Source organism: Limisalsivibrio acetivorans, assembly GCF_000421105.1.
GTDB classification, from domain to species: domain Bacteria; phylum Chrysiogenota; class Deferribacteres; order Deferribacterales; family Geovibrionaceae; genus Limisalsivibrio; species Limisalsivibrio acetivorans.
In genome coordinates this window covers 1,041,716-1,062,972 of sequence record NZ_ATWF01000001.1, presented here as the reverse complement: position 1 = coordinate 1,062,972, position 21,257 = coordinate 1,041,716, and the positions used below count along the sequence as shown (strand labels likewise).

The window sequence follows — 21,257 nt, the reverse complement described above, 5'->3', positions numbered from 1 at the left end:
ATGAGTCTGGTTAGAAAAACGGCGATGGGCGAGAAACTATCCATGGAGGAGGCCGGAGCACTCTTCGATGATATAATGCAGGGCAAGCTTGAGGAATCGGAGATTGCGGCCGTTCTCATAGCTATGAGGATAAGGGGTGAAACCCCCGAAGAGGTGGCGGGAGCGGCCGCCGCCATGAACAGAGCAAAGGTAAGGCTCGATAAGGGTGAGAGAACTGCCACAGACACCTGCGGAACTGGAGGTGACGGCAAGTCCACCCTGAATGTTTCAACGGCTGTATCCCTTGCGCTCAACGCCTGCGGGCTGGATATCGTTAAACATGGAAACTCCGCCCAGAGCGGAAAGGTGGGCTCTGCGGATATACTTAAGCTTCTGGGGATCCCCGTGGAATTTGAAAAGGGTGGTGAGCAGGAGTACTTTAGGAAACACGGATACGTTTTTCTATTCGCACCCCTCTTTCATCCTGCGATGAAGTATGCGGGGAAGGTGCGCAAAACTCTGAAAGTACCGACTATTTTCAATATGCTGGGCCCCATGGCAAACCCTGCGGATCCTGAATATCAGGCGATCGGTATACCGAGCAGTGAGAGCATGGAGCTTATTGCAAAGGCTGTCAACCTTCTCGGAAGGGAGGGGGTTTGCGTGTATTCCTCCAGAGACGGTTACGACGAGGTTTCAAGCAGTGCACCCACGGACTGTATTATGATTGAGAGCGGTGAACTTAAACGCTTCACTATAGACCCTGCGAATTACTTCGACACCTTTGATATGCCCGTGGTTGAGGATGATGCCCACGCTGTTAAGCTCTTTGTGGATGCGGTTTCGGGGAGTGAGGAGAAGCTCACGAACCTTCTGGCGATCAATGCAGGTCTTAACCTCTATAACTCAAAAGAAGTTCAGGATGTGCGTGAGGGGTTCGAAAAGGCCAGGGATGCTATCAAGAAAGGCTCTGTTCTTGAGAGACTTAACAGCCTGAAGGGGGAATAGAATGCTTGATGAGATATTGGCCCACAAGCGTGAGGAGATAAAGGGGATGACCCTTATCGACTCGAAACGGATGAAGCCTGTTATAGATGCCGTTGCATCACTCCGGCAGAAGCCCATAATAGCCGAAGTGAAGAAGGCCTCGCCATCTTTGGGTAACATAAATATCGGTGCGGATCCGGTGGCACAGGCAAAGCTTTATGAGTCCTGCGGGGCTGGTATGGTTAGCGTGCTAACGGATAAGAAGTATTTCAGCGGCGACATGCAGTATCTGGCGGACATCGCCGCAAGTGTGGAGATTCCGGTTCTATGCAAGGATTTCATTCTCTCCGAGGTTCAGATAGAGAACGCCTACAGGAGCGGTGCGGACTGTATCCTTCTCATGGCTACGGTTCTGAATAGGGATGAGATTGAGCGTTTGGCGAAATATGCGAGGGAGCGGGGTCTTGAGATACTCTTTGAGATTCATGCACTCTCCGAGATGGAGCGTCTTACAGGTGTTGAGCCGGCACTCCTCGGGGTGAACAGCAGAAACCTTAAAAACCTTGAGATCGATCTCAACGTGGGAGCCGGAGTGTTAAAGGCCCTTGAGGGGAACTACATAAAGGTAGCGGAAAGCGGTATGAAAACCCCTGTGGATGTGGCATTCATGAAGGATGCAGGTGCGGATGCCTTTCTCATCGGCTCCGGTCTGATGGCTGCGGAGAATACCGAGGAGCTCCTAGGCTCCATGCTGGAGGCGGCATGTTCGTAAAGGTTTGCGGAGTAAGTGACAAAGAAACCATAGACAAAGCTATTGAGCTGGGTTATGACGCCGTTGGCGTTGTCCTTTACCCGCCAAGCAAAAGGTACGTCCCCGATGCAGAGGCTGTGAAATTAGCTGAACATGCGAAGGGGAGGGTATCTACCTTTGTTGTTAGTGTCTTATACACAGAGGTTATGAAGGTTGCCGGGTATTTCGATTATGTTCAGGTCTTTGAGAATGCTCCGGTGCCGAACCTTGTGTACGCAACGGCTGAAAAACCTGAAGGGAGCAAATTTCAGTATCTCCTTTACGATGCTAGCAGGGGGAGCGGAAAGTTCGGCGAGTTTCCCGCATGGCTTACTGAATACAGGGAGAGGCTTATAGTTGCAGGAGGGCTTAACAGCGTTAATGTTGCCAAGGTTATCAATGATTTAAGACCTTTCGGCGTTGATGTGTCCAGCGGAGTTGAGAAGGGTGGCAAGAAGGATTATGACATGATGAAAGATTTTATAGAATCAGTGAGGGATAATGATGAATTTTAAAGGATTCTTCGGAAAATACGGAGGACAGTTCGTGCCGGAAACACTTATCCCGGCGCTTGATGAGCTGGAGAGGTGTTTTTTTACAGCCAAAGAGGAAAAGCTATTTCAAGATGAGTTTGCAGACTATCTCAGAAGATATGTAGGCAGGCCTTCACCTCTTTACCATGCGAAAAACATGAGCAAGGAGCTTGGGCTTGAGCTTTATCTTAAGCGTGAGGACCTTAACCATACCGGTTCCCACAAGATAAACAACACCATCGGGCAGTCTCTGCTTGCTGTCCGGATGGGCAAAAAGCGCATTGTGGCAGAGACTGGGGCTGGACAGCACGGTGTCGCCACTGCCACAGCTGCCGCACTTCTTGGACTTGAGTGTACCGTTTATATGGGAGCTGTGGATGCCGAGAGGCAGAGGCCGAACGTTGACAGGATGAAGCTTCTCGGTGCGGAGCTTTCTGTTGTGGATGAGGGAACCAGAACCCTGAAGGATGCCACGAACGCCGCCCTGCGTGACTGGGTGCGCACAGTGGAGGACACACATTATATCATTGGTTCCGTTATAGGGCCTTACCCCTTCCCGGAGATGGTGGGCTACTTCCAGAGTGTGATAGGCGAGGAGGCGAGCGAGCAGTGTGAGGAGCTCGGTTTTGCGCCGGACTGTGTTGTCGCATGTGTCGGCGGGGGGAGCAACGCCCTCGGGATATTCAAAGGATTCCTGGATTCAGGGATACCCCTCATCGGTGTGGAAGCTGGGGGATTGTCCGATGAAACGGGAGAGAACGCCATGGCCATAGGTGCAGGCAGGGATGGAATACTCCACGGATGCCTCACAATGCTTATGCAGGATGACGGCAATCAGGTTGCGCCGGTGCACTCCATAGCCGCAGGGCTGGATTATCCCGGAATTGGGCCTGAACATGCATATCTTGCGGAAGAGAGCAGGGCTACCTATTCCTTTGTCAGGGATGATGAGGCTGTTGCGGCCTACACGATGCTTGCGAGGAAGGAAGGTATCGTACCCGCCCTTGAATCAAGCCATGCGCTCGCCTACGTTATAAAGAACAGGGATGAGCTCAAGGGGAAAAAGGTGCTTGTAAATCTCTCCGGCAGGGGTGACAAGGATTCAGAGAGGGAGATATGAGAGGGATATATATAGTCGGAAACTACCCCGACAAGGAAACTTTTATCAAGTGTTTCAATGCGGTTCGTGATGCGGGTTTTGACTTCGTTGAGATAGGCGTCCCCTTCAGCGAACCCGTGGCGGACGGGCCTGTTATTGCTGGAGCTATTCAGAAAGCACTCGATTCCGGCATTACTGCAAATGATGTGTTGAAAACCATCGCTGATCTTGAGCCGGGTAATATGAAGGTATACGTTATGACCTATTCGAACATAATATACGGCTACGGAGCAAAGGCCTTTAGTGATGATTACAAAGGGCTTGTTAGCGGGCTTATTATTCCTGACCTCCCCAACCGTCTCCACAGCTGGGCGAAGGGGCAGGGTCTTGAGATACCTGTGATACCATTCGTTACTCCCGAATCAAGGGATGAGGATCTTGAGCACATAAAGGAGACCGATGCGGACTTCATCTACATGATCGGCATTCGCGGCATTACCGGACAGGGTGGCGGTGGCGATATATCGGGCATGGTTAGCGACCTGAGAAGATTCACCGATAAACCCGTTGTCCTCGGTTTCGGAATCAAAACGCCTGAGGATGCGAAGAAGGCGTATAAGGCGGCAGGGGGATTTGTTGTAGGTACTGCGGCTGTAGAGAAGCAGGAAGATCCGCACGGATATGCTGAGTATGTAAAGTCACTTATATAGAACAATGGAGCCCTTTATTGAGGGCTCCATTTATTTACCCCTGCCAAAATTTTATCTTTTTATTATAATAGCCTGATGGAAAAGTACCCTCTGCACGAAATCCCCGAGAATCCGGGTGTTTATCTCTTTATCGGAAAGAAGGAGGAGATCCTTTATGTGGGCAAGGCGAAGAGCCTGCGATCGAGGGTGTCATCCTATTTTGTCGACACGGACAAGCCGGTAAAGATACGCAATATGGTTGCGGCGGCGGAGAATCTGCGCTTTGTGGTCACATCTAATGAAGCGGAGGCGCTTCTCCTTGAGGCAAACCTTATAAAGACCGAAAAGCCCAAGTATAACGTCCGGCTTAAGGATTCCAAAAGCTACCCCTACATCCGCATAACGAACGAGGATTACCCCCGCATGCACATTACGAGGGATACCAAGGCGGAGAAACACACCTACTTCGGCCCCTTCGTTAACGTTAATGATCTCAGGAGCGTGGTTAATGAAATACTGCGTGTATTCCCGCTGAGGTCATGCACAGAAAGGAAGTTCAAGGAGGGCAAGCTCTGCCTTAAGTATCAGATAGGCAAGTGCCTTGGGCCTTGCGAGGGGTTGATAAGCTATGAGGATTACGCTGCCCTCGTGGAGCAGATCAAGAACTTCTTTAAGGGCGAGATGGACGAGGTGAAGGAGCGTCTGCAGGAGGATATGCAGAGGTATTCCGAGGAGATGGCCTTTGAGAAGGCGGCGGTTCTACGTGACCGTCTGCGCTCTATGGACAGGCTTTTCTACCGTCAGTCCGTTGTGCTCGATGAGGAGCGGCGATCTCTGGATGTCTTTGTTCCGCACACCTTCCAGAACCTCCCCGGCATAACCAAGATGTTCGTCCGCAACGGAAGGCTTATCGGGAGCGAGACCCTTTTCTTTGAGGGTGAGGACACCGGGAATATCATCGAAACCTACATCATGCAGTTCTACACCACTACCCGTCAGTTCCCCCAGCTTGTGGCTGTTTTCGGAACGGAGGATACTGAGAAGCTCGCCGAGGCGCTTACGAAGATGGCGGGTAAAAAGGTTACCGTGCGAACGAGGGGCTACGGAAAGCTGAAGAAGATGGCGCTAGAGAATGCGGAGATACAAACGGATATGTATATCCGCCAGCTCGTGCGGCGGAAGGATGTTGGTGAACGTCTTAGGCGCATGATCAAGACGGAAAGGGATATCAAACGCATAGAGTGCATAGATATCTCCCACATATCGGGTAATTTCACTGTGGGGGTTTCCGTTGCGGCTGAGGATGGAAGCTTTGACAAATCCACCTACCGTAAATACAGGATTAAATCCGTTGAAAATGACGACTTCTCATCGATATACGAACTTTTCACCCGGAAGCTGGAGAATGTGGCGGAGGGGGAGGAGCCTGCGGCGGATCTTTATATAATAGATGGGGGTATAGGACAGCTGAATGCCGCCACCAGAGCGGCTGATGAATATGGCTCCGATGCGCTTTTTATATCCATATCCAAAGGGCGGAGTATCAAGTTTATGAAGAACCAGGGTGAGGAATCCATCGAATCGATACACCTTCCGGGGCGAAAGAACCCTGTAATTTTGATTAAGAATGATCCTCTGCTTATCTTTGTGCAGAAGATGCGGGATGAGGCGCACCGCTTTGCCATTAGCTTCTCCAGAAAGCTCGCCCTGAAGAACTTCACCAAGTCCCCCCTGCTTGAGGTTGAGGGGCTGGGTGAGAAACGCTGCAAGAAGCTTTTGGAGACGTTTCCGGATATCTATTACAGGAAGGATCTCACGGCGGAGGGTATTGCGGAGGCAACTGGGATACCCGTTAAAACCTGTGAAAACGTTCTCTCATTCCTCGCCAGAAAATGAATAAAGTTAGCAAGCTAATTAAATATGGTGCAAGATAATAAAAGCTACAATGGAACCGTAGAGAGCAATTTGACCGTTGATTAAGGATCTTCCTATTGATTAGAGATTATGCACATTTCAGCAGTATAGATAATCATTTTTATTATGATATGCGAGAGTTATTCTAACTTGAGCCTGCGGCAGGTGTCAGTGCCGATGTTATTTTCGGCGTTTCCATAACCCTTCAGCGGGGGCGGAAAACCGCCCCCTTTGCTGGAAGGAACTGAGCCTAACTCTTGGAAGTTGACCCTTGAAACAGAAGAGCCGCCATTCTCGAACCGAAAGTTGAAGGGGGACTTTAGCGGTTCTAGCTCTCCTGCTCCAATCTCATGATAAGATCGCCGGATTCTATCTTGTCCCCCTCGTGGAGGAGCATCTCTTTGACGACACCGTCGATGCTTGCTGCGATCTTAGTCTCTATCTTCATAGCTTCGGTGACTACGAGGATGTCACCCTTTTTAACCTTCTCGTCTTTCTTGGTATTCACCTTGAGGATCGTTCCGGGCATTGTTGCGCAGATATGTTCCGGATTGCCGATGTCCCCTTTCTCGTTGGATTTGATAATGGATGAGAGCGTCTCATCCTTTATGCGGACTGTTCTCGGTTGTCCGTTAAGCTCGAAGTATATCTTGCGGTAGCCTTTTTCATCGGGCTTGCTTTCGCTCAGGTAGCGTATGATGAGTGTTTTACCCTCTTCGATGTCCACCTGTATCTCCTCCTCCTTGTTCATGGGGTAGAAGAAGGAGCGTGTGTCGAAAACGGAGGGGTCGCCGTAGTCTGCAGTGAACTTGATATAGTCTGTAAACACCTGCGGGTAAAGGGCATAGCTGATTGCATGCTCATCTTCGAAATCCATACCGAACTGCTTTTTCAGCTCCACCTTGGCACCTTCGAAATCGTAGGGCGGGAGGGATTCGCCGGGGCGTTCTGTTATGGGTTTATCATCCTTTAGTACTGCACGTTGGAGTTGTGCGGGAAAGCCGCCGTAGGGCTGGCCGAGCATACCCTTGAAGAATGATACCACCGAATCGGGGAAGGAGAGGGTTTCGCTCTTCTCGTAGAGGTCGTCAATGGTAAGGTTGTTGCGGACAAGGAAAAGCGCAAGATCACCAACGACCTTGGAGGAAGGCGTAACCTTGATGATATCGCCGAGTTCGTCGTTTACCTTGGCGTACATGTGACGAACCTCTTCCCAGCGGTCTATGAGGCCCATAGCCTCCACCTGTACGATAAGGTTGGAGTACTGCCCGCCGGGGATCTCATGGTCATAAACCTCAGCTGTGGCGGATTTCAGGCCGCTCTCGAAGGGGAAGTAGTATCTGCGTACACGCTCGAAGTAGTCGGAAACCTTCTGTGCCCAGTCCTTGTCGAGGCTTGAGGCCTTGGGAGTGAAGCGGAGTGCCGCCATAATGGAGTTCAGGTTCGGCTGGCTTGTGAGACCGCTCATGGAAGCAATGGCGGAATCCACGATATCCGCACCCCCCTCCACGGCCATAAGTACGCTTGCCTCACCGTTTCCGCTGGTGTCGTGGGTGTGGAAATGTACGGGGAGTCCTGTTTCCTCCTTGATAGCTTTGACGAGGATCTTTGCCGCATAGGGTTTCAGCAGGCCTGCCATATCCTTGATGCCGATGATGTCCGTACCCGCCTCGGCGAGCTCTTTGGCGAGACCTGTGTAATACTTGAGTGAGTATTTTGTTCGTCTAATATCTTCGATATCGCCGGTGTAGCAGATTGCCGCCTCGGCGATTTTATCGTTCTTTTTGACCTCTTCAATGGCGGGAATCATCTGATCCGTCCAGTTGAAGCAGTCGAAGATCCGGAAAACATCCATTCCACTTTCAGATGCGTGCTGGATGAATTTGCGCACAACGTTATCGGGGTAGTTGGTGTAACCTACGGCATTGGAGGCTCTGAGGAGCATCTGGAAAAGGATGTTGGGAACTTTCTCACGCAGAAGCCTGAGCCTGTCCCATGGCGATTCCTTGAGGAAGCGGTAGGCAACATCGAAGGTCGCTCCACCCCACATCTCGAGGGAGAACAGCTGGCTGAGGTGCTTTGCATAGGCATCGGATATGTTGAGCATATCTATAGTCCGAACCCGTGTGGCGAGGAGAGACTGGTGGGCATCCCTGAAGGTGGTGTCGGTGAAGAGCACCTCCTTTGAGTTGCGCAGATGATCCATTACACCCTGCACCCCGTTGCGCATGAGGATATCCTTTGTGCCGGTGGGTATCTTTTCGCCGAAGGGGCTTTCGGGGGCCTCGATCGTGGGGAGTATAATGTCATCGGTGAGCTTAACCCCCGAGGGGTTGTTGACGATGTTGTTTGCCAGAAACATCATCGCTTTTGTGGCTCTGTCACGTCTATGCTTAAAATCGAAGAGTTCGGGAGTGGTATCCACAAACTCGGTGCATATCTCGCCATCAAGAAATTGCTTATGGGTTATAACCTTCTCAAGGAAGGGGATATTTGTTTTTACCCCACGGATCCTGAACTCGCTGAGTGCCCTGTGCATCTTCCTTGCCGCCTGATCAAAGCTCAGGGCATGGGTTGAAACCTTCACGAGAAGGGAGTCGTAATGTGGTGATATCTTCGCATTTACAAAGCCGTTTCCGGCGTCCAGACGGACGCCGAATCCGGCAGCTATACGGTATGCCTCAATCTCTCCGGTGTCGGGCATGAAGTTGCTTTCCGGGTCTTCAGTTGTCACCCTGCACTGGATGGCATAGCCGCTTTTTTGAACCTCTTCCTGGGAGCCTATACGTATATGTTCGCCGGCGAGTTCTTCGCCGGAGGCTATAAATATCTGGCTCTGTACAATATCTATACCTGTGAGCAGTTCTGTTACGGTGTGCTCAACCTGTATCCTCGGATTAACCTCTAGGAAGTAGTAATCGTTGTTTTTATCAACGAGGAATTCCACAGTGGCGGCGTTGCGGAGTTTGCTTGCCTTGCCGATGGCTATGGAGGAGTCGTACATCGCCTGCAGGGTATCCTCCGGGATGTTCAGCGAGGGTGCGATCTCGATGAGCTTCTGGTGGCGTCTCTGGACGGAACAGTCCCGCTCGAACATGTGGACGATATTGCCGTACTTGTCTGCAAGGAGCTGAACTTCCACATGCTTGGGCTTTTCGATATATTTTTCGATTATGACATCGCCGTTGCCGAAGGCTTTGAGCGCCTCACTGCGGGCTGAATCGAAATCGTCCTTTAGGTCCTTGTCGCTTCTGGAAACACGTATGCCTCTTCCCCCGCCGCCGGCCACTGCCTTAAGCAGGACTGGGTAGCCTATCTCCTCTGCGGTTTTAAGAGCCGTTTCCACATCGTTCACAACACCTTCGGAACCTCTGATGATCGGAACACCGCATGATTCGGCGAGTTCCTTTGAGTGTTTCTTGTCCCCGAAAATCTCTATGGTATCGGCGGAGGGGCCGATGAATATGATGCCAGCCTCTTCACATGCCTTTGCAAACTTGCTGTTCTCTGCAAGAAAGCCGTATCCGGGGTGGATTGCGTCTATATTCTTATTGAGTGCGAGGTCGATTATTTCTTCAATATTCAGGTATGCCGCAACGGGGTCAAGCCCTGCGCCTATATGGTAAGCCTCATCCGCCTTGTACCTGTGGAGGGAGTACTGGTCTTCGGTGGAATAAACGGCAACTGTTCGTATGCCGAGCTCAGTACAGGCACGGAAGGTGCGGATCGCAATTTCACCTCTGTTGACAGACATCAGTTTTTTAATTCTCATACTCTCCCTCTCTATCTTTCTTTATCTTGTATAAGATAATAGAATAATATTATATGGCTGTCAATCGCTGTTTTACAGTAGTTTATGCGTATTTTTGCATCATGTAAGATATTGTAACGGCGTATGAATTATGAAAACGTATAAAAACAATGTTATGTTGTATGAATAGTTAATATATTAAACTAAACCTTAAAATGGATAGAAAAATATAATAACAAAATAAAGACTAGCATGTTATTATGTATAAATATCTCATAAATAGTCATATAATTAGTAATAACAATCATGTGCGCTGTGTGGACGCTTATGTGTATTATACAAAACCTTTGACAGCTCCACCTGTCATACATGATATTGGTTCACACACGGAGGTTAGGTTATGAAACGCTTTCTGATTCTAATAATGCTTATTGTTCCGGCATTTACTGTCTACGGAGCAACAATCGATGAGGTTTTGACATCCTTTAAAAGCCTTGAAACATACAGCGCAGATTTCACACAGACCACCGAAATAGAGGGCTTCGGGAGTGATGAATACTCCGGCAGCTTTTTTATAAGAAACGGTGAGAAGGCGCTCTGGGATTACGATTACCCCTACAAGCAGTTCTATCTATTCACTAAAGATGGTGTCGACTACTACGACGGCGACCTTAAACAGCTCGTACGCCAACGCTCCATGGAAGGTAACCAGAACGCCATAACCATGCTTATGATAGATATCGGCAACATCAGGAAAAGCTTCGATGTTGAGATGACCGGAGAGAAGAGCATGCGCCTTAACCCGAAGCAGGATATCGGCGTTAAGTATATCGATGTTCTTTTCGAGGGGAACGAGGTTCTCGGTATAGTCAGCGAAGACAATGCAGGGAACAAGACCAGCGTAAGCTTTAAGAACATCAAGACAAACAAGCCCCTCCCCGAAGGCGTATTCACCCCTGAGATACCCGAAGGTACTGAGATATTTGAGTATTGAAAGAGGCTATTTAAGAAAGCGTTTTTTATCCCGTGTTATGAACATCCCGGTTTTATCAAGCTGATCCATGAGTGGAACGAGGAGCTTGCGGGGGAGATCGAAGTGCTCCCGCATATCCTTAAGCTCGATGGATCCCTTAGATTCGGCCTCCTGCACCCCCTTTGATACGAAGGAGTTAAGTAGTTCGGCCGTGACGTACACCTTGTCTGCCAGGCGTATAACCAGCTCCCTGTTTGTTAGATAAACAAGGTACTTCTCCGCCGTTTTCTCATCGGTTCCAAGCCTTTCAGCCAGCAGTGACCTGTTTGAGAGGAGTGGATCACTCCTCATTATATCAAGGGCTCTAAGGGCCTCCTCTTCAAAGGGCTCCAGCTTCTCCCGCTTAAGCCTTCCGTTTTTGAAGACGTATCCGTCAGCCTCCACCTTTCTGAGGAACTCCTCCTTAACGGGTTTTTTTAAGGAGCTGTGAAGTATGGACAGTTCATCATTTATTTCGCTTTCGCTGAGCTCACTTGAGGTTCTCAGTTTATCAGTTAGCGAGCTTATGATACCCGATACCAGTGTGTCTGATACGCACAGTTTCCCGTATGTAAGAATGCCGGAAACGGAGATGTCTGTTTCGTCACCGAAGAGCTGTATGGGCGGAGGCAGCCTGAAACCTTCGGGACGCTTTTCCGATATGAGGCTTAGCGCTTCTTTGAATGAACCATTATGGATGAGCTCGAGGATCTCTCCAGCCACCTTTCTCTCAGGGATAAGGCTCCCCATGGCGAGAACCTTTCCCCCCGCTATGGTTATCTGTGGACTCAAACCTCTTATAAGAAAACGTTCTGCAAAAACTGGTGTGTATCTCCTGTTGAGCCGGACGAAAACAAAGAGCTCCTCCCCGCTTCGTATCCTTCCGCCGCCGGGGATAATTATCTTCCCCTCGAGGGCTTCTGTTCCAATATATACTGGGTACGTTCTGTTATGCTTGATATCGGCGGGTGAGGGTAGTCGGTCGAATACCTTCAGACTGGCATAGAAACCCTCTTCGCTGGAGAGCTCTGCCTCATCCGAGAGGATATCACCCCTGGAAGGCTCACTGGCATCGGGAACATTCAGCGCAACCCGCTGGTGTGCCTCGGCCCTTTGGCTGTCATTATCATGTACCTGAATATTTTTCACCCGGACCCGCTTGCCAGCGGGATAGTGAATAAGCTCATCACCCCTGTTCAGAACCCCCGAGACGGCCGTTCCGGTAACGACATTTCCGAATCCTTTTACCGCAAAGGCTCTGTCCACTCTAAGCATGAACCTGCCCTCCAGCCTGTTTCCTGGGAGCCTTTGGGCAGTTGCGGCGAGTTCATCTAGAAGGGATGCGTAGGTCTCGGGGAGATCTCTCTGAACCTTCACATAACTTATATCCTCCAGGAGGCTGTCACCAAAGAAAAGCTGAATGTTCTCCATGGAGGAGCAGAGCTCGCTTTCGTTAATCAGGTCGGTTTTTGTCACTGCGACAACTGCGTGTGTAATACCGAGGGTCTCTATTATATTAAGGTGTTCTTCTGTCTGAGGCTTTATGCCTTCGCATGCGTCAACGGCGAAGAGTGCGCCATCGATTCCGGTCGCACCCGCTATCATATTCTTAACGAGCCTCTCATGCCCGGGAACATCCACAAAGGATATAAGCATGCCGTTATGCTCGAGCCCCGCAAAGCCGAGATCAACGGTTATCCCCCGCTCCTGTTCTTCACGCAGGCGGTCTGGATCCTTGCCGGTAAGGTTCCTTACTATTGTTGATTTGCCGTGGTCTATATGTCCTGCTGTACCGAAAACTACGCTTCTCTTCATACTGTTTTGTTCAAAACCTCTGCAATTGCCGGAATCTCCCCTTCGTCCACCGTGCGCATATCGAAGAGGATCATGTTATCACGGATCTTCGCAATGATCGGTGTATCGGAGTTCCTTAGCTTTTTTTCCAGCTCGTTGGGTGATGGTGTCTCTAATGCAACGCTCCATGAGGGGAGTTCAGCCCCGGGGCAGCTTCCGCCCCCTATCTCGGATCTATCTTCCACAGTTTTGGCAGGTATGCTGAGCATGCTTACCAATCTTTCTGCTCTGTTTTTGATATGCTCAGCGGGCTCGCTCAGCATCCGGTAAACGGGAATCTTTTCGTACTCACCATTAATATAGAGCCTTAGAACAGCCTGAAGGGATGCGAGGGTGAGCTTATCCACCCTGAGCATGCGGAGTAGCTGATTTTTTTTAATCTTATCTATCAGGCTTTTACGTCCGGCTATGATGCCCGCCTGAACTCCGCCAAGGAGCTTGTCGCCGCTGAAGCTGATAAGATCAACACCCGAGCAAACCAGCTCCGACACTGTCTCATCACCGCAGATCCTTTTCTCAAAAGGGAGTTTAATTATACCGCTACCCGCATCGTAATAGGAGATAACACCCTTCTCCCGGGCTGCCCGGGCAATATCGCTTACTCCGCACTCCTCGGAGAAACCGACGATGGAGTAGTTGCTTTTGTGTACCTTCATCATCATGGCGGTTTTATCCGAGCATGCGTCCCTGTAGTCCTCTATGCGTGTTCGGTTGGTTGTTCCAGCCTCGTTCAGGATAGCTCCGCTCCTCTGCATAACATCTGGTATACGGAAGCTTCCACCAATCTCCACCAGCTCCCCCCTTGAGACGATAACCTCTCTGCCGGGTGCGAAGGTGTTCAGTATTATAAAGACTGCGGCGGCGTTATTGTTTACAACGAGGGCATCCTCGGCTCCGGTCAGATGCCTTATATAGCCCCTGAGATGATGGTAGCGATCCCCTCGTTTGCCTGTGGCAAGGTCGTATTCGAGGTTGGAGTATCCCGATGCAGCTCTGCGGATCTCATCAAAGACAGCATCGGGGAGGGGGCTTCTGCCGAGGTTGGTGTGGATTACAACCCCGCAGGCGTTGATTACGGGGCGGAGACTCCCATCTTCGAATTCCTCGATCCGTTTGATGATTCGGGAGGCAATGGCATCGATATCCGTATCTGTATCAGAGCCTTCTATGATCCTTTTGCGCATCTCCTCAAGCTCGTCACGTATCCCTTTAAGAACTATACCAGGGCCTTTGGCTGTGATAAGCGGGTGTTTTTGCAGTTTGTCAACTTTAGGAATCTGCCTTAGCAGTTCGTTTTGTCTGTCCACTTTTCCCCTTGCCCCTTCTTTTTTGAGAAAGTAACATATACAGGATGCATTTGCAATAAACCGGGAGGAGTATGTGAAGAGTATAACCCCCTCTGAGAGGGAAACAGCGCTCAAAGTGATGGCTGAATTGGCCGAACTCGCCGAGCCCTCGTTCAAAGAATTCAAGACCACGGCATATATAAAGGAGTTCCTCGAATCCATAGGTATAACCCCCGACAACGTTTACGAAACGGGGATCTGGGGCACTGTGGATAACGGCTCTGATAAGACCGTTGCCCTCCGTTCGGATATAGATGCTCTCCCCTTCAATGAGGATAAGACGGAGTATCGCCACCTCTGCGGCCACAACCATAATATGACAGCCGTTCTGATGGCCCTCAAGTGGATTATGGAGAACCGAGACAGCCTGAATGTAAATATTCGCTACATCTTCCAGCCAGCCGAGGAGATGGTGAGCGGTGCATCCACAATGATAGAGCGTGGTTGCCTTGAGGGCGTTTCCTGCATATACGCCATGCACGCCGAGAATGAGATACCCGTGGGCAGGGCGGGTGTTGTAAGGGGGCCCTGCATGGCTGGCTCCAACCATTTCGATATAGTTTTCAAAGGGAGTGCCACCCACGCCGCATTACCCCATAAGGGTACGGACACGGTTTCAGCGGCGGCGTATTACATAAACAACGCCCAGACTATCGTTGGAAGGCTCTGCAACCCGACCATGCCCGCCCTTATCTCCTTCGGGAGCATAAACGGAGGGAGTGCGGCAAACATTCTGCCTGACAGCGTAAGGGTTATGGGAACCTTCCGGCATTTCCATCTGGAGATAAAAGAGGCCCTCGTTGACGGTATGCAGAGGCTGTGCGCCAGTGTTAAGGAACTCTTCGGCGTAGAGGCTCATCTTACTATCAAAGATGGAACGCCCCCTGTGGTGAACGACCGTGAGCTGGCAGAGGGGATTATCGAGCGTCTTGATGCGGATCTCCGCTTCAGCTTTGACAAGCCCTCCATGGGGGGTGAGGATTTCGCCTTTTATCTTGAGCATGTTCCGGGAGTTTTCATCTGGAGCGGTGCCAACGAATCGGGGAGCCACCCCCCGTTGCACTCGCCGGATTTCTATGTTCCCGATGAAACGGTAGTAACCTCCATGCGCATCATGCGCTGTGTACTCGACGGCTATATGAAGGGGTGAAGCCTTGAAAATCCGCCTTGCATACACCTACCTCGCCCTGAAGAATATCGCAGGGATCAGCGATGAAACCATATCCAGGGCCCTTGGAAAGCTCGGCACGCTGGACGGTGTTTTTGACCTGAACAAAACCGCCCTGATGGAGTCGGGCTTCAATGAGAAACAGGCCTCTTCCATAATAAGCCGCAATCTGGACAGGGGCTTCGTTGAGGATGAGATTCGCTACGCAAGGAATAACGGAATAAACATCATAACCCTCGAGGAGGGGGGATACCCCGCCATGCTCAGGGAGATTTATGCACCCCCCGCACTCCTGTATTTCAGGGGGAGGGAGGAACCGCTGCGGATGCCCTCCATTGGTATCGTGGGCTCACGCAAGGCGAGCAGGGTGAGCATGAACTACACCCGAGAGATAGCCGCAGACCTGGCAGAACTGGGCTTTAATATTGTTAGCGGATACGCCCTCGGAGTTGACATAAACGCACATCTGGGTGCTGTCTCGGCAGGTTTTACCACTGCTGTGCTTGGGAACGGGCTCAGGCATGTCTATCCAGACAGCCACATTAAATATATGGACGACATCCTCGGATCGGGCTGTTTCCTGAGCGAATTCCCCCTTGAGGAGCCTCCGATTGCCAAGAACTTCCCCATACGCAACAGGATAATAAGCGGTATGTGCCACGGTATAGTTGTGGTGGAGGCCTCGAACAAAAGCGGCTCACTCATTACGGCGAGGCTTGCCAACGAGCAGGGGAGGGAGGTTTTCGCCGTACCCGCCGCCCCCGAGTTTGCCCACCGTGCCACGAATGAATTAATTAAAAACGGTGCAAAGCTTGTGGAGAGCTATTATGACATCGTTGAGGAGTTCTCCCGCCTGCTCCCCGGAGGAAAATTCATTGACAAACGTAAAGCGGGGGCTATAGTCTTTGACTGTCCGAAAAGGCAAAACATTTTCGATAACTTAGGTCAGGGTCCTCTCAGCCGGGACGAGCTTTGTATTAATACCGGCCTTTCTGTGGAGGATATGATGGTGCTTCTGGCGGAAATGGAGCTGGAGGGCTATATTGTGAATGACCTTGACGGCAAATACAGAGTCAACGGAGGTATAGGTGGATAAAATTGTAATGGCCTTAAACCTCGTCATCGACTACATCGACACCTCAAAGCAGATAAGCGAGAAGGATATCTCAGACTATCTCCTTAAAACCGGATTCGATGACAACGATGTCAGGCAGATCCTGACAGTTCTAGATATAAACGGTTTCGACAGCGGAGCCTTTCGTGTTTTCACCAAGAAAGAGAAGAAGGTGTTCACCGAAGAGGCGATGAACTATATACAGAAGATGAACATATCCGGGATACTTGATATGATCTCTCTCGAAACGGTTATAGAGGCTGCTTCCGAAGAGGACGGCGGTTATAGGGTTGACATAGAGCAGGTTAAAAACCATGTTCTCTATGCACTTATGGAGCGCAACTCATTATTCTCGGAAGAGGACGAACCACGGGATGAATATGTTAATTAAAGGACAATTCTGATTAGATATGGCTAAGAATCTGGTTATTGTAGAGTCACCCGCAAAGGCAAGAACAATCGAAAAGTATCTGGGTAGGAACTATAAGGTTCTGGCCAGTGTTGGGCATGTTAAGGATCTTCCCAAGAACAAGATCGGTGTGGATGTGGAGAACGGCTTTCAGCCGGAATACATAACCATACGGGGGAAGAAGAAGGTTCTGGACGAGCTCAAGAAAGAGGCAAACAGTGCGGAGCAGGTATACCTCGCACCCGACCCCGACCGTGAAGGGGAGGCGATCGCATGGCATATTGCCTCGGAGCTTGGCAAAAAGAACCAGGCGAAGATAAGGCGTGTCTGCTTCAACGAGATCACAGAGCGGGGCATTAAGGATGGTATATCCAAACCCACAGAGATAGATAACGAAAGGGTAATGGCCCAGCAGTCCAGGCGTATTCTGGACAGACTGGTGGGCTACCTTGTAAGCCCACTCCTCTGGAAGCCGCTAAAGTACGGTCTTTCTGCCGGACGTGTTCAGTCGGTTGCCCTCAGGCTCATCTGTGAGCGTGAGGAGGAGATCGAGAAGTTCAAGCCAGAGGAATACTGGACCATTGACGGCTTCTTCCACATGAACGGCAACGCCGAAGAGGAGCTTAAGGCCAGGTTAGAGAAGAAGGACGGTAAGAAGTTTAAGATAGGCAACGAGGAAGAGGCCACAGGCGTACTCGATGCCCTTAAAAAAGCGGATTTCGAGGTTTCCTCCGTTAAGAAGAGGCGTGTAAAGCAGTCCGCACCCGTTCCCTTCACCACCTCCATGCTCCAGCAGGAGGCGAGCCGTAAGCTCGGTTACTCCGCAAAGAAGACTATGATGACCGCCCAGAGGCTCTATGAAGGTTTGGAACTAGGCAAGCAGGGTCCTGTGGGTCTTATCACATACATGAGAACGGACAGCACCCGTGTTTCCGAGGATGCCGTTGACGATGCCAGAGGCTATATCTCAGGTGAATACGGCGACAAGTTCCTCGGTAAGGGTAACAAGAAGGGCAAGTCCAAAGGGAATGTCCAGGACGCCCACGAGGCTATCCGCCCCACGTCCGTTGCCAACTCTCCGGCGAAGGTTAAGCAGTACCTCTCCAACGAGCAGTTCAGGCTTTACAAGCTCATCTGGGAACGCTTTGTTGCAAGCCAGATGGCGGATGCGGAATACGATCAGACAACGATACTCATCAGTGACGGAACATACGAGTTCAAGACCCAGGCAAAGGTGCTTGTGTTCGCAGGTTTCCGTCAGCTCTACATAGAGGGTGACGAGGAGAAGCAGAAGGATCCCGATGCTATCCTCTTCGATGTTGCAGAGAAAACACCTGCCAAGGCGGCTAAGTTTGATCCCAAGCAGAACTTCACCCAGCCCCCGCCAAGGTATACCGAGGCGACCATCGTTAAAACCCTTGAGGCGGAAGGGATCGGAAGACCCTCCACCTACGCCTCCATCATATCCACCATTCAGGACAGGGAGTATGTGGAACTCAGCGAGAAGCGTTTCCGCCCCACCGAGCTTGGGCGAATCGTGAACAGGCTCCTCGTGAGCAACTTTCCCCACATCTTCGAGATAAAATTCACCGCAGGCCTTGAGCAGGATCTTGATAAGATCGCCGAAGGTGAGGCGGAATGGAACCAGGTCCTTGAGCAGTTCTTCGGAAGCTTTAAACCCGAGCTTGACAAGGCGGGAGAGAAATTCAGCGTCGACCTTAAACTCGATTCCGAATGCCCCAAGTGCGGCGGCGAACTTGTTATCAAATATGGCCGTAACGGCTCCTTTGCCGCATGCTCCAAGTATCCCGACTGCGACTTCTCCTCCGATTACGAGAGGCAGGAGGACGGAACCGTTAAGCTTGTGGACAAGCCCAAGGATCAGCCCACGGGTATCGAATGCGACAAGTGCGGTAAAGAACTAGTAATCAAGAAAACCCGCTTCGGTGAGATGCTGGCATGCCCCGGCTATCCCGAATGCAAGAATATAAAGAACTTCGTACGCCTGCCCGACGGGAACGTTAAGGTGATCGGCAAGGACGAACAGCTCAAAACACCATGCCCTAAATGCGAAAAGGGGCTGGTGGTCAAGTCCGGCAGAAGGGGGATGTTCATCGCATGCTCCGGCTATCCGGACTGCGACTTTACTGCGAACATGAAATCAGACGAAAACGGGGACATCGTTCCCGAGATCATAAAGGTCGATGATAAGGTGGAATGCGACAAGTGCGGCTCCAAAATGGCTCTCAAAAGAGGCCCCAGGGGGCAGTTCTTCGCATGCACAGCCTATCCCAAATGTAAAAGCACCAAACCCATCAAAACTCTGGAAGACGGAACAATCACTTCAAAATGAATAACTTTATAACGATAATCGGGGGCGGCCTTGCTGGATGTGAGGCCGCTCTTCATTTAGCCCGCAGGGGGCATTCCGTTCGTTTGTACGAGATGCGTCCCCATGTGAACACTCCCGCCCATGAATCGGCGATGTTCGGTGAGCTGGTATGCTCAAACTCCCTTAAGGCCGAAGGCCTGGACACGGGAGCGGGGCTTCTCAAGGCGGAGATGGAGATGATGGACAGCCTCGTTGTCCGTGCGGGGAAGGCCTGTCGTGTGCCTGCAGGAGGCTCCCTCGCAGTTAACAGGGATGCCTTTGGGGAGTATGTCACAAATGAGATCGAAGGGTGTGCCAATATTGAGGTTATACGAGAAGAGGTTACCGATATCCCCTCCGACCGTCCTCTTATTATGGCAAGCGGTCCGCTGACATCCGATACCCTGGCAGAGAAGGTCAAAGGGCTCTTCGGCGGCGGCCTGTATTTCTTCGATGCCATTGCACCCATTGTGGATTTCGAATCCGTTGACCTGAATAAATGCTTCTTCAAGAGCCGTTATGGTAAAGGGGATCCTGATTTTCTAAACTGCCCCCTCACTGAGGATGAATACAACGCCTTCTACGATGCCCTTATGGAAGCGGAGAAGGTTGAGTTCCGTGACTTTGAGAAGATGAACGTCTTCGAAGGGTGCATGCCCGTGGAGGAGATGGCCTCCCGTGGGCGGAAGACCCTTGTTTTCGGACCGATGAAGCCCGTGGGGCTTGAGCATCCGGAGACAGATAAGCGTTACTATGCAGTATTGCAGCTGCGTAAGGAGAATGACGAGGGCACAGCCTATAACCTTGTGGGCTTTCAGACCAAGATGAAGATCGGCGAGCAGAGGCGTGTGTTCAGGATGATTCCCGGTCTTGAGAATGCAGAGTTCCTCCGCTACGGCTCTATCCACCGCAATACGTACATTCATGCACCTGGAAATCTGGACGATAGGTTCAGGTACGAAGAGGGCTTCTACTTCGCAGGGCAGATGACCGGCGTGGAAGGATATCTCGAATCCGCCGCATCGGGGATTATAGCCGCATTCGATCTGGCAAACCGCTTGGAAGGCAAGGATTCCCTTTCCTTTCCGGAGGATACTGCGCTCGGTTCCCTCGGCAGGTTCGTTACGGACAGGTATGCGCAGAAGCGTAAGAAATATGTGCCCAGCAACTTCCATTTTGGCATGCTCCCACCCCTGCCCGAAAGAATAAAGGATAAGAAGCTTAAAAAACGCAAAGCAGCGGAGCGGGCCATAGAGAGCCTGAGCAGTTTCATCGGAGGATAGACTTGGATACGGAGAGAGGGGTTGCGGATTTCCTTAACTTTCTCAGAAACGAGAAGGGCTCCTCTGAGCACACCATAAAGGCATATTCCGGCGACCTGGCCGAACTTCTTAATTACCTCGATGATGAAAAGATAAATGACACCAAGAATATGGACTACTTCACGCTGCGGGGATTCATGGCCGAACTCTACGACAGGGGACTGTCAAAATCCACCATTGAGCGCAAGCTCTCCTCTGTGAAGTCCTTCTGTACCTTCCTGTCAAAGAAAGGTATTCTGGAAGAGAATCCCGCCCGTATGCTTAAATTCCCCAGAAAAGACAAAAAACTGTTCCAGGTATTTAATATAGACGATGTTGTGGCCTTGCTTGATCTTCCCGATCAGAGCGAACCCTCAGGGCTTAGAGATGCTCTCATGCTGGAGCTTATGTACGGTACAGGGGTTAGAGTCTCTGAGCTGGCGGGAATGGATATATCCGACTGCGATCCCGGAGGGAAGCGGATTCGTGTGCGGGGAAAGGGTAAGAAGGAGCGGATAGTTCCGCTGGCCGACCTTCATGTGGATATGATTAAGGAATACATTTCTGTGCGACCCGATGTGGCGGCAGAAGGTCGGTATCCCCTTGATGATGCACTGTTTATCAATCGTTTAGGATCAAGGCTCACCGACCGTTCCATCAGGCGTATGGTGGATAAATACCTCAAACAGGCAGGCCTTCCCCTCGATTTCTCCCCCCACAGCTTCCGGCATTCCTTTGCAACGCATCTTCTGGAGGGTGGAGCGGATCTCAGAACCATACAACAGCTGCTTGGGCATGAATCACTCTCCACTACCCAAAAGTATACCCATCTTAATTTGTCTGATTTATTAAAAATCTACGATGAAACACATCCAAAGGCCAAGCGTTAGACTTGTCTAAAAATTACTCTTTAGGTATTATTCTTAAAAACCACACACAA

Annotated in this window: 16 protein-coding genes; 13 read left to right on the top strand and 3 right to left on the bottom strand. The window is 50.7% G+C overall.

The annotated features are described in order from the left end of the window. The 6 genes from trpD (at window position 1) to uvrC (ending at window position 5,973) form a co-directional block, all read left to right on the top strand. A complete protein-coding gene (gene trpD, locus K300_RS0104860; protein WP_022850544.1) occupies window positions 1–987 on the top strand; it encodes an anthranilate phosphoribosyltransferase in 987 nt (328 codons plus the stop codon). Between the two features lies 1 nt (window position 988). Further along, entirely contained in the window at window positions 989–1,738 is a 750-nt protein-coding gene (locus K300_RS0104855; protein WP_022850543.1) for an indole-3-glycerol phosphate synthase TrpC, read from the top strand. Next, window positions 1,729–2,271 carry a phosphoribosylanthranilate isomerase gene (locus K300_RS16020; RefSeq protein ID WP_022850542.1) on the top strand — a complete coding sequence of 181 codons (543 nt, stop codon included), beginning with the start codon at window positions 1,729–1,731 and terminating at the stop codon, window positions 2,269–2,271. The genes K300_RS0104855 and K300_RS16020 overlap by 10 nt, the downstream gene beginning before the upstream one ends. Beyond that, entirely contained in the window at window positions 2,261–3,409 is a 1,149-nt protein-coding gene (trpB, locus tag K300_RS0104845) for a tryptophan synthase subunit beta (RefSeq protein WP_022850541.1), read from the top strand. The genes K300_RS16020 and trpB overlap by 11 nt, the downstream gene beginning before the upstream one ends. Then, window positions 3,406–4,098, top strand: coding sequence for a tryptophan synthase subunit alpha (gene trpA, locus K300_RS0104840; RefSeq protein WP_022850540.1), 693 nt, complete (start codon window positions 3,406–3,408; stop codon window positions 4,096–4,098). Before trpB ends, trpA begins: the two co-directional genes overlap by 4 nt. A 75-nt stretch (window positions 4,099–4,173) precedes the next feature. Further along, the gene (uvrC, locus tag K300_RS0104835; RefSeq protein ID WP_022850539.1) at window positions 4,174–5,973 is read left to right on the top strand and encodes an excinuclease ABC subunit UvrC; all 1,800 of its coding nucleotides are present in this window, start codon (window positions 4,174–4,176) and stop codon (window positions 5,971–5,973) included. Between the two features lie 346 nt (window positions 5,974–6,319). Here uvrC and K300_RS0104830 read toward each other — a convergent pair whose 3' ends face one another. Continuing rightward, a complete protein-coding gene (locus tag K300_RS0104830) occupies window positions 6,320–9,763 on the bottom strand; it encodes a pyruvate carboxylase (protein WP_022850538.1) in 3,444 nt (1,147 codons plus the stop codon). 379 nt (window positions 9,764–10,142) lie between these two features. On the opposite strand from K300_RS0104830, the gene K300_RS0104825 reads away from it, so the two are divergent. Beyond that, a complete protein-coding gene (locus K300_RS0104825) occupies window positions 10,143–10,736 on the top strand; it encodes a LolA family protein (RefSeq protein ID WP_022850537.1) in 594 nt (197 codons plus the stop codon). Window positions 10,737–10,742: 6 nt separating this feature from the next. Here the strand turns inward: K300_RS0104825 and selB are convergent, their stop codons facing one another. Together selB and selA are read right to left on the bottom strand one after the other, a co-directional pair. After that, window positions 10,743–12,569, bottom strand: a complete 1,827-nt coding sequence (selB, locus tag K300_RS0104820; RefSeq protein WP_022850536.1) for a selenocysteine-specific translation elongation factor — start codon at window positions 12,567–12,569, stop codon at window positions 10,743–10,745. Continuing rightward, complete coding sequence (gene selA, locus K300_RS0104815; RefSeq protein WP_026836303.1) at window positions 12,566–13,915, bottom strand: L-seryl-tRNA(Sec) selenium transferase; 1,350 nt, start codon at window positions 13,913–13,915, stop codon at window positions 12,566–12,568. The genes selB and selA overlap by 4 nt, the downstream gene beginning before the upstream one ends. A gap of 73 nt (window positions 13,916–13,988) precedes the next feature. Between selA and K300_RS0104810 the strand changes: the two genes are divergently transcribed. The 6 genes from K300_RS0104810 to K300_RS0104785 are packed head-to-tail and all read left to right on the top strand — an operon-like array spanning window position 13,989 to window position 21,207. Beyond that, window positions 13,989–15,104: a M20 metallopeptidase family protein gene (locus K300_RS0104810; RefSeq protein ID WP_202898559.1), complete on the top strand. Its 1,116-nt coding sequence runs from the start codon at window positions 13,989–13,991 to the stop codon at window positions 15,102–15,104. A 4-nt stretch (window positions 15,105–15,108) separates the two neighbouring features. Next, window positions 15,109–16,218, top strand: coding sequence for a DNA-processing protein DprA (dprA, locus tag K300_RS14585; protein WP_022850533.1), 1,110 nt, complete (start codon window positions 15,109–15,111; stop codon window positions 16,216–16,218). Continuing rightward, window positions 16,211–16,627: a DUF494 family protein gene (locus K300_RS0104800; protein ID WP_022850532.1), complete on the top strand. Its 417-nt coding sequence runs from the start codon at window positions 16,211–16,213 to the stop codon at window positions 16,625–16,627. Before dprA ends, K300_RS0104800 begins: the two co-directional genes overlap by 8 nt. Window positions 16,628–16,646: 19 nt before the next feature. Further along, a complete protein-coding gene (gene topA / locus K300_RS0104795) occupies window positions 16,647–18,998 on the top strand; it encodes a type I DNA topoisomerase (RefSeq protein WP_022850531.1) in 2,352 nt (783 codons plus the stop codon). Continuing rightward, window positions 18,995–20,299: a methylenetetrahydrofolate--tRNA-(uracil(54)-C(5))-methyltransferase (FADH(2)-oxidizing) TrmFO gene (gene trmFO, locus K300_RS0104790; RefSeq protein ID WP_022850530.1), complete on the top strand. Its 1,305-nt coding sequence runs from the start codon at window positions 18,995–18,997 to the stop codon at window positions 20,297–20,299. The genes topA and trmFO overlap by 4 nt, the downstream gene beginning before the upstream one ends. Window positions 20,300–20,301: 2 nt before the next feature. Continuing rightward, window positions 20,302–21,207 carry a tyrosine recombinase XerC gene (locus K300_RS0104785; protein ID WP_022850529.1) on the top strand — a complete coding sequence of 302 codons (906 nt, stop codon included), beginning with the start codon at window positions 20,302–20,304 and terminating at the stop codon, window positions 21,205–21,207. The last annotated feature ends 50 nt before the right edge of the window (window positions 21,208–21,257 follow it).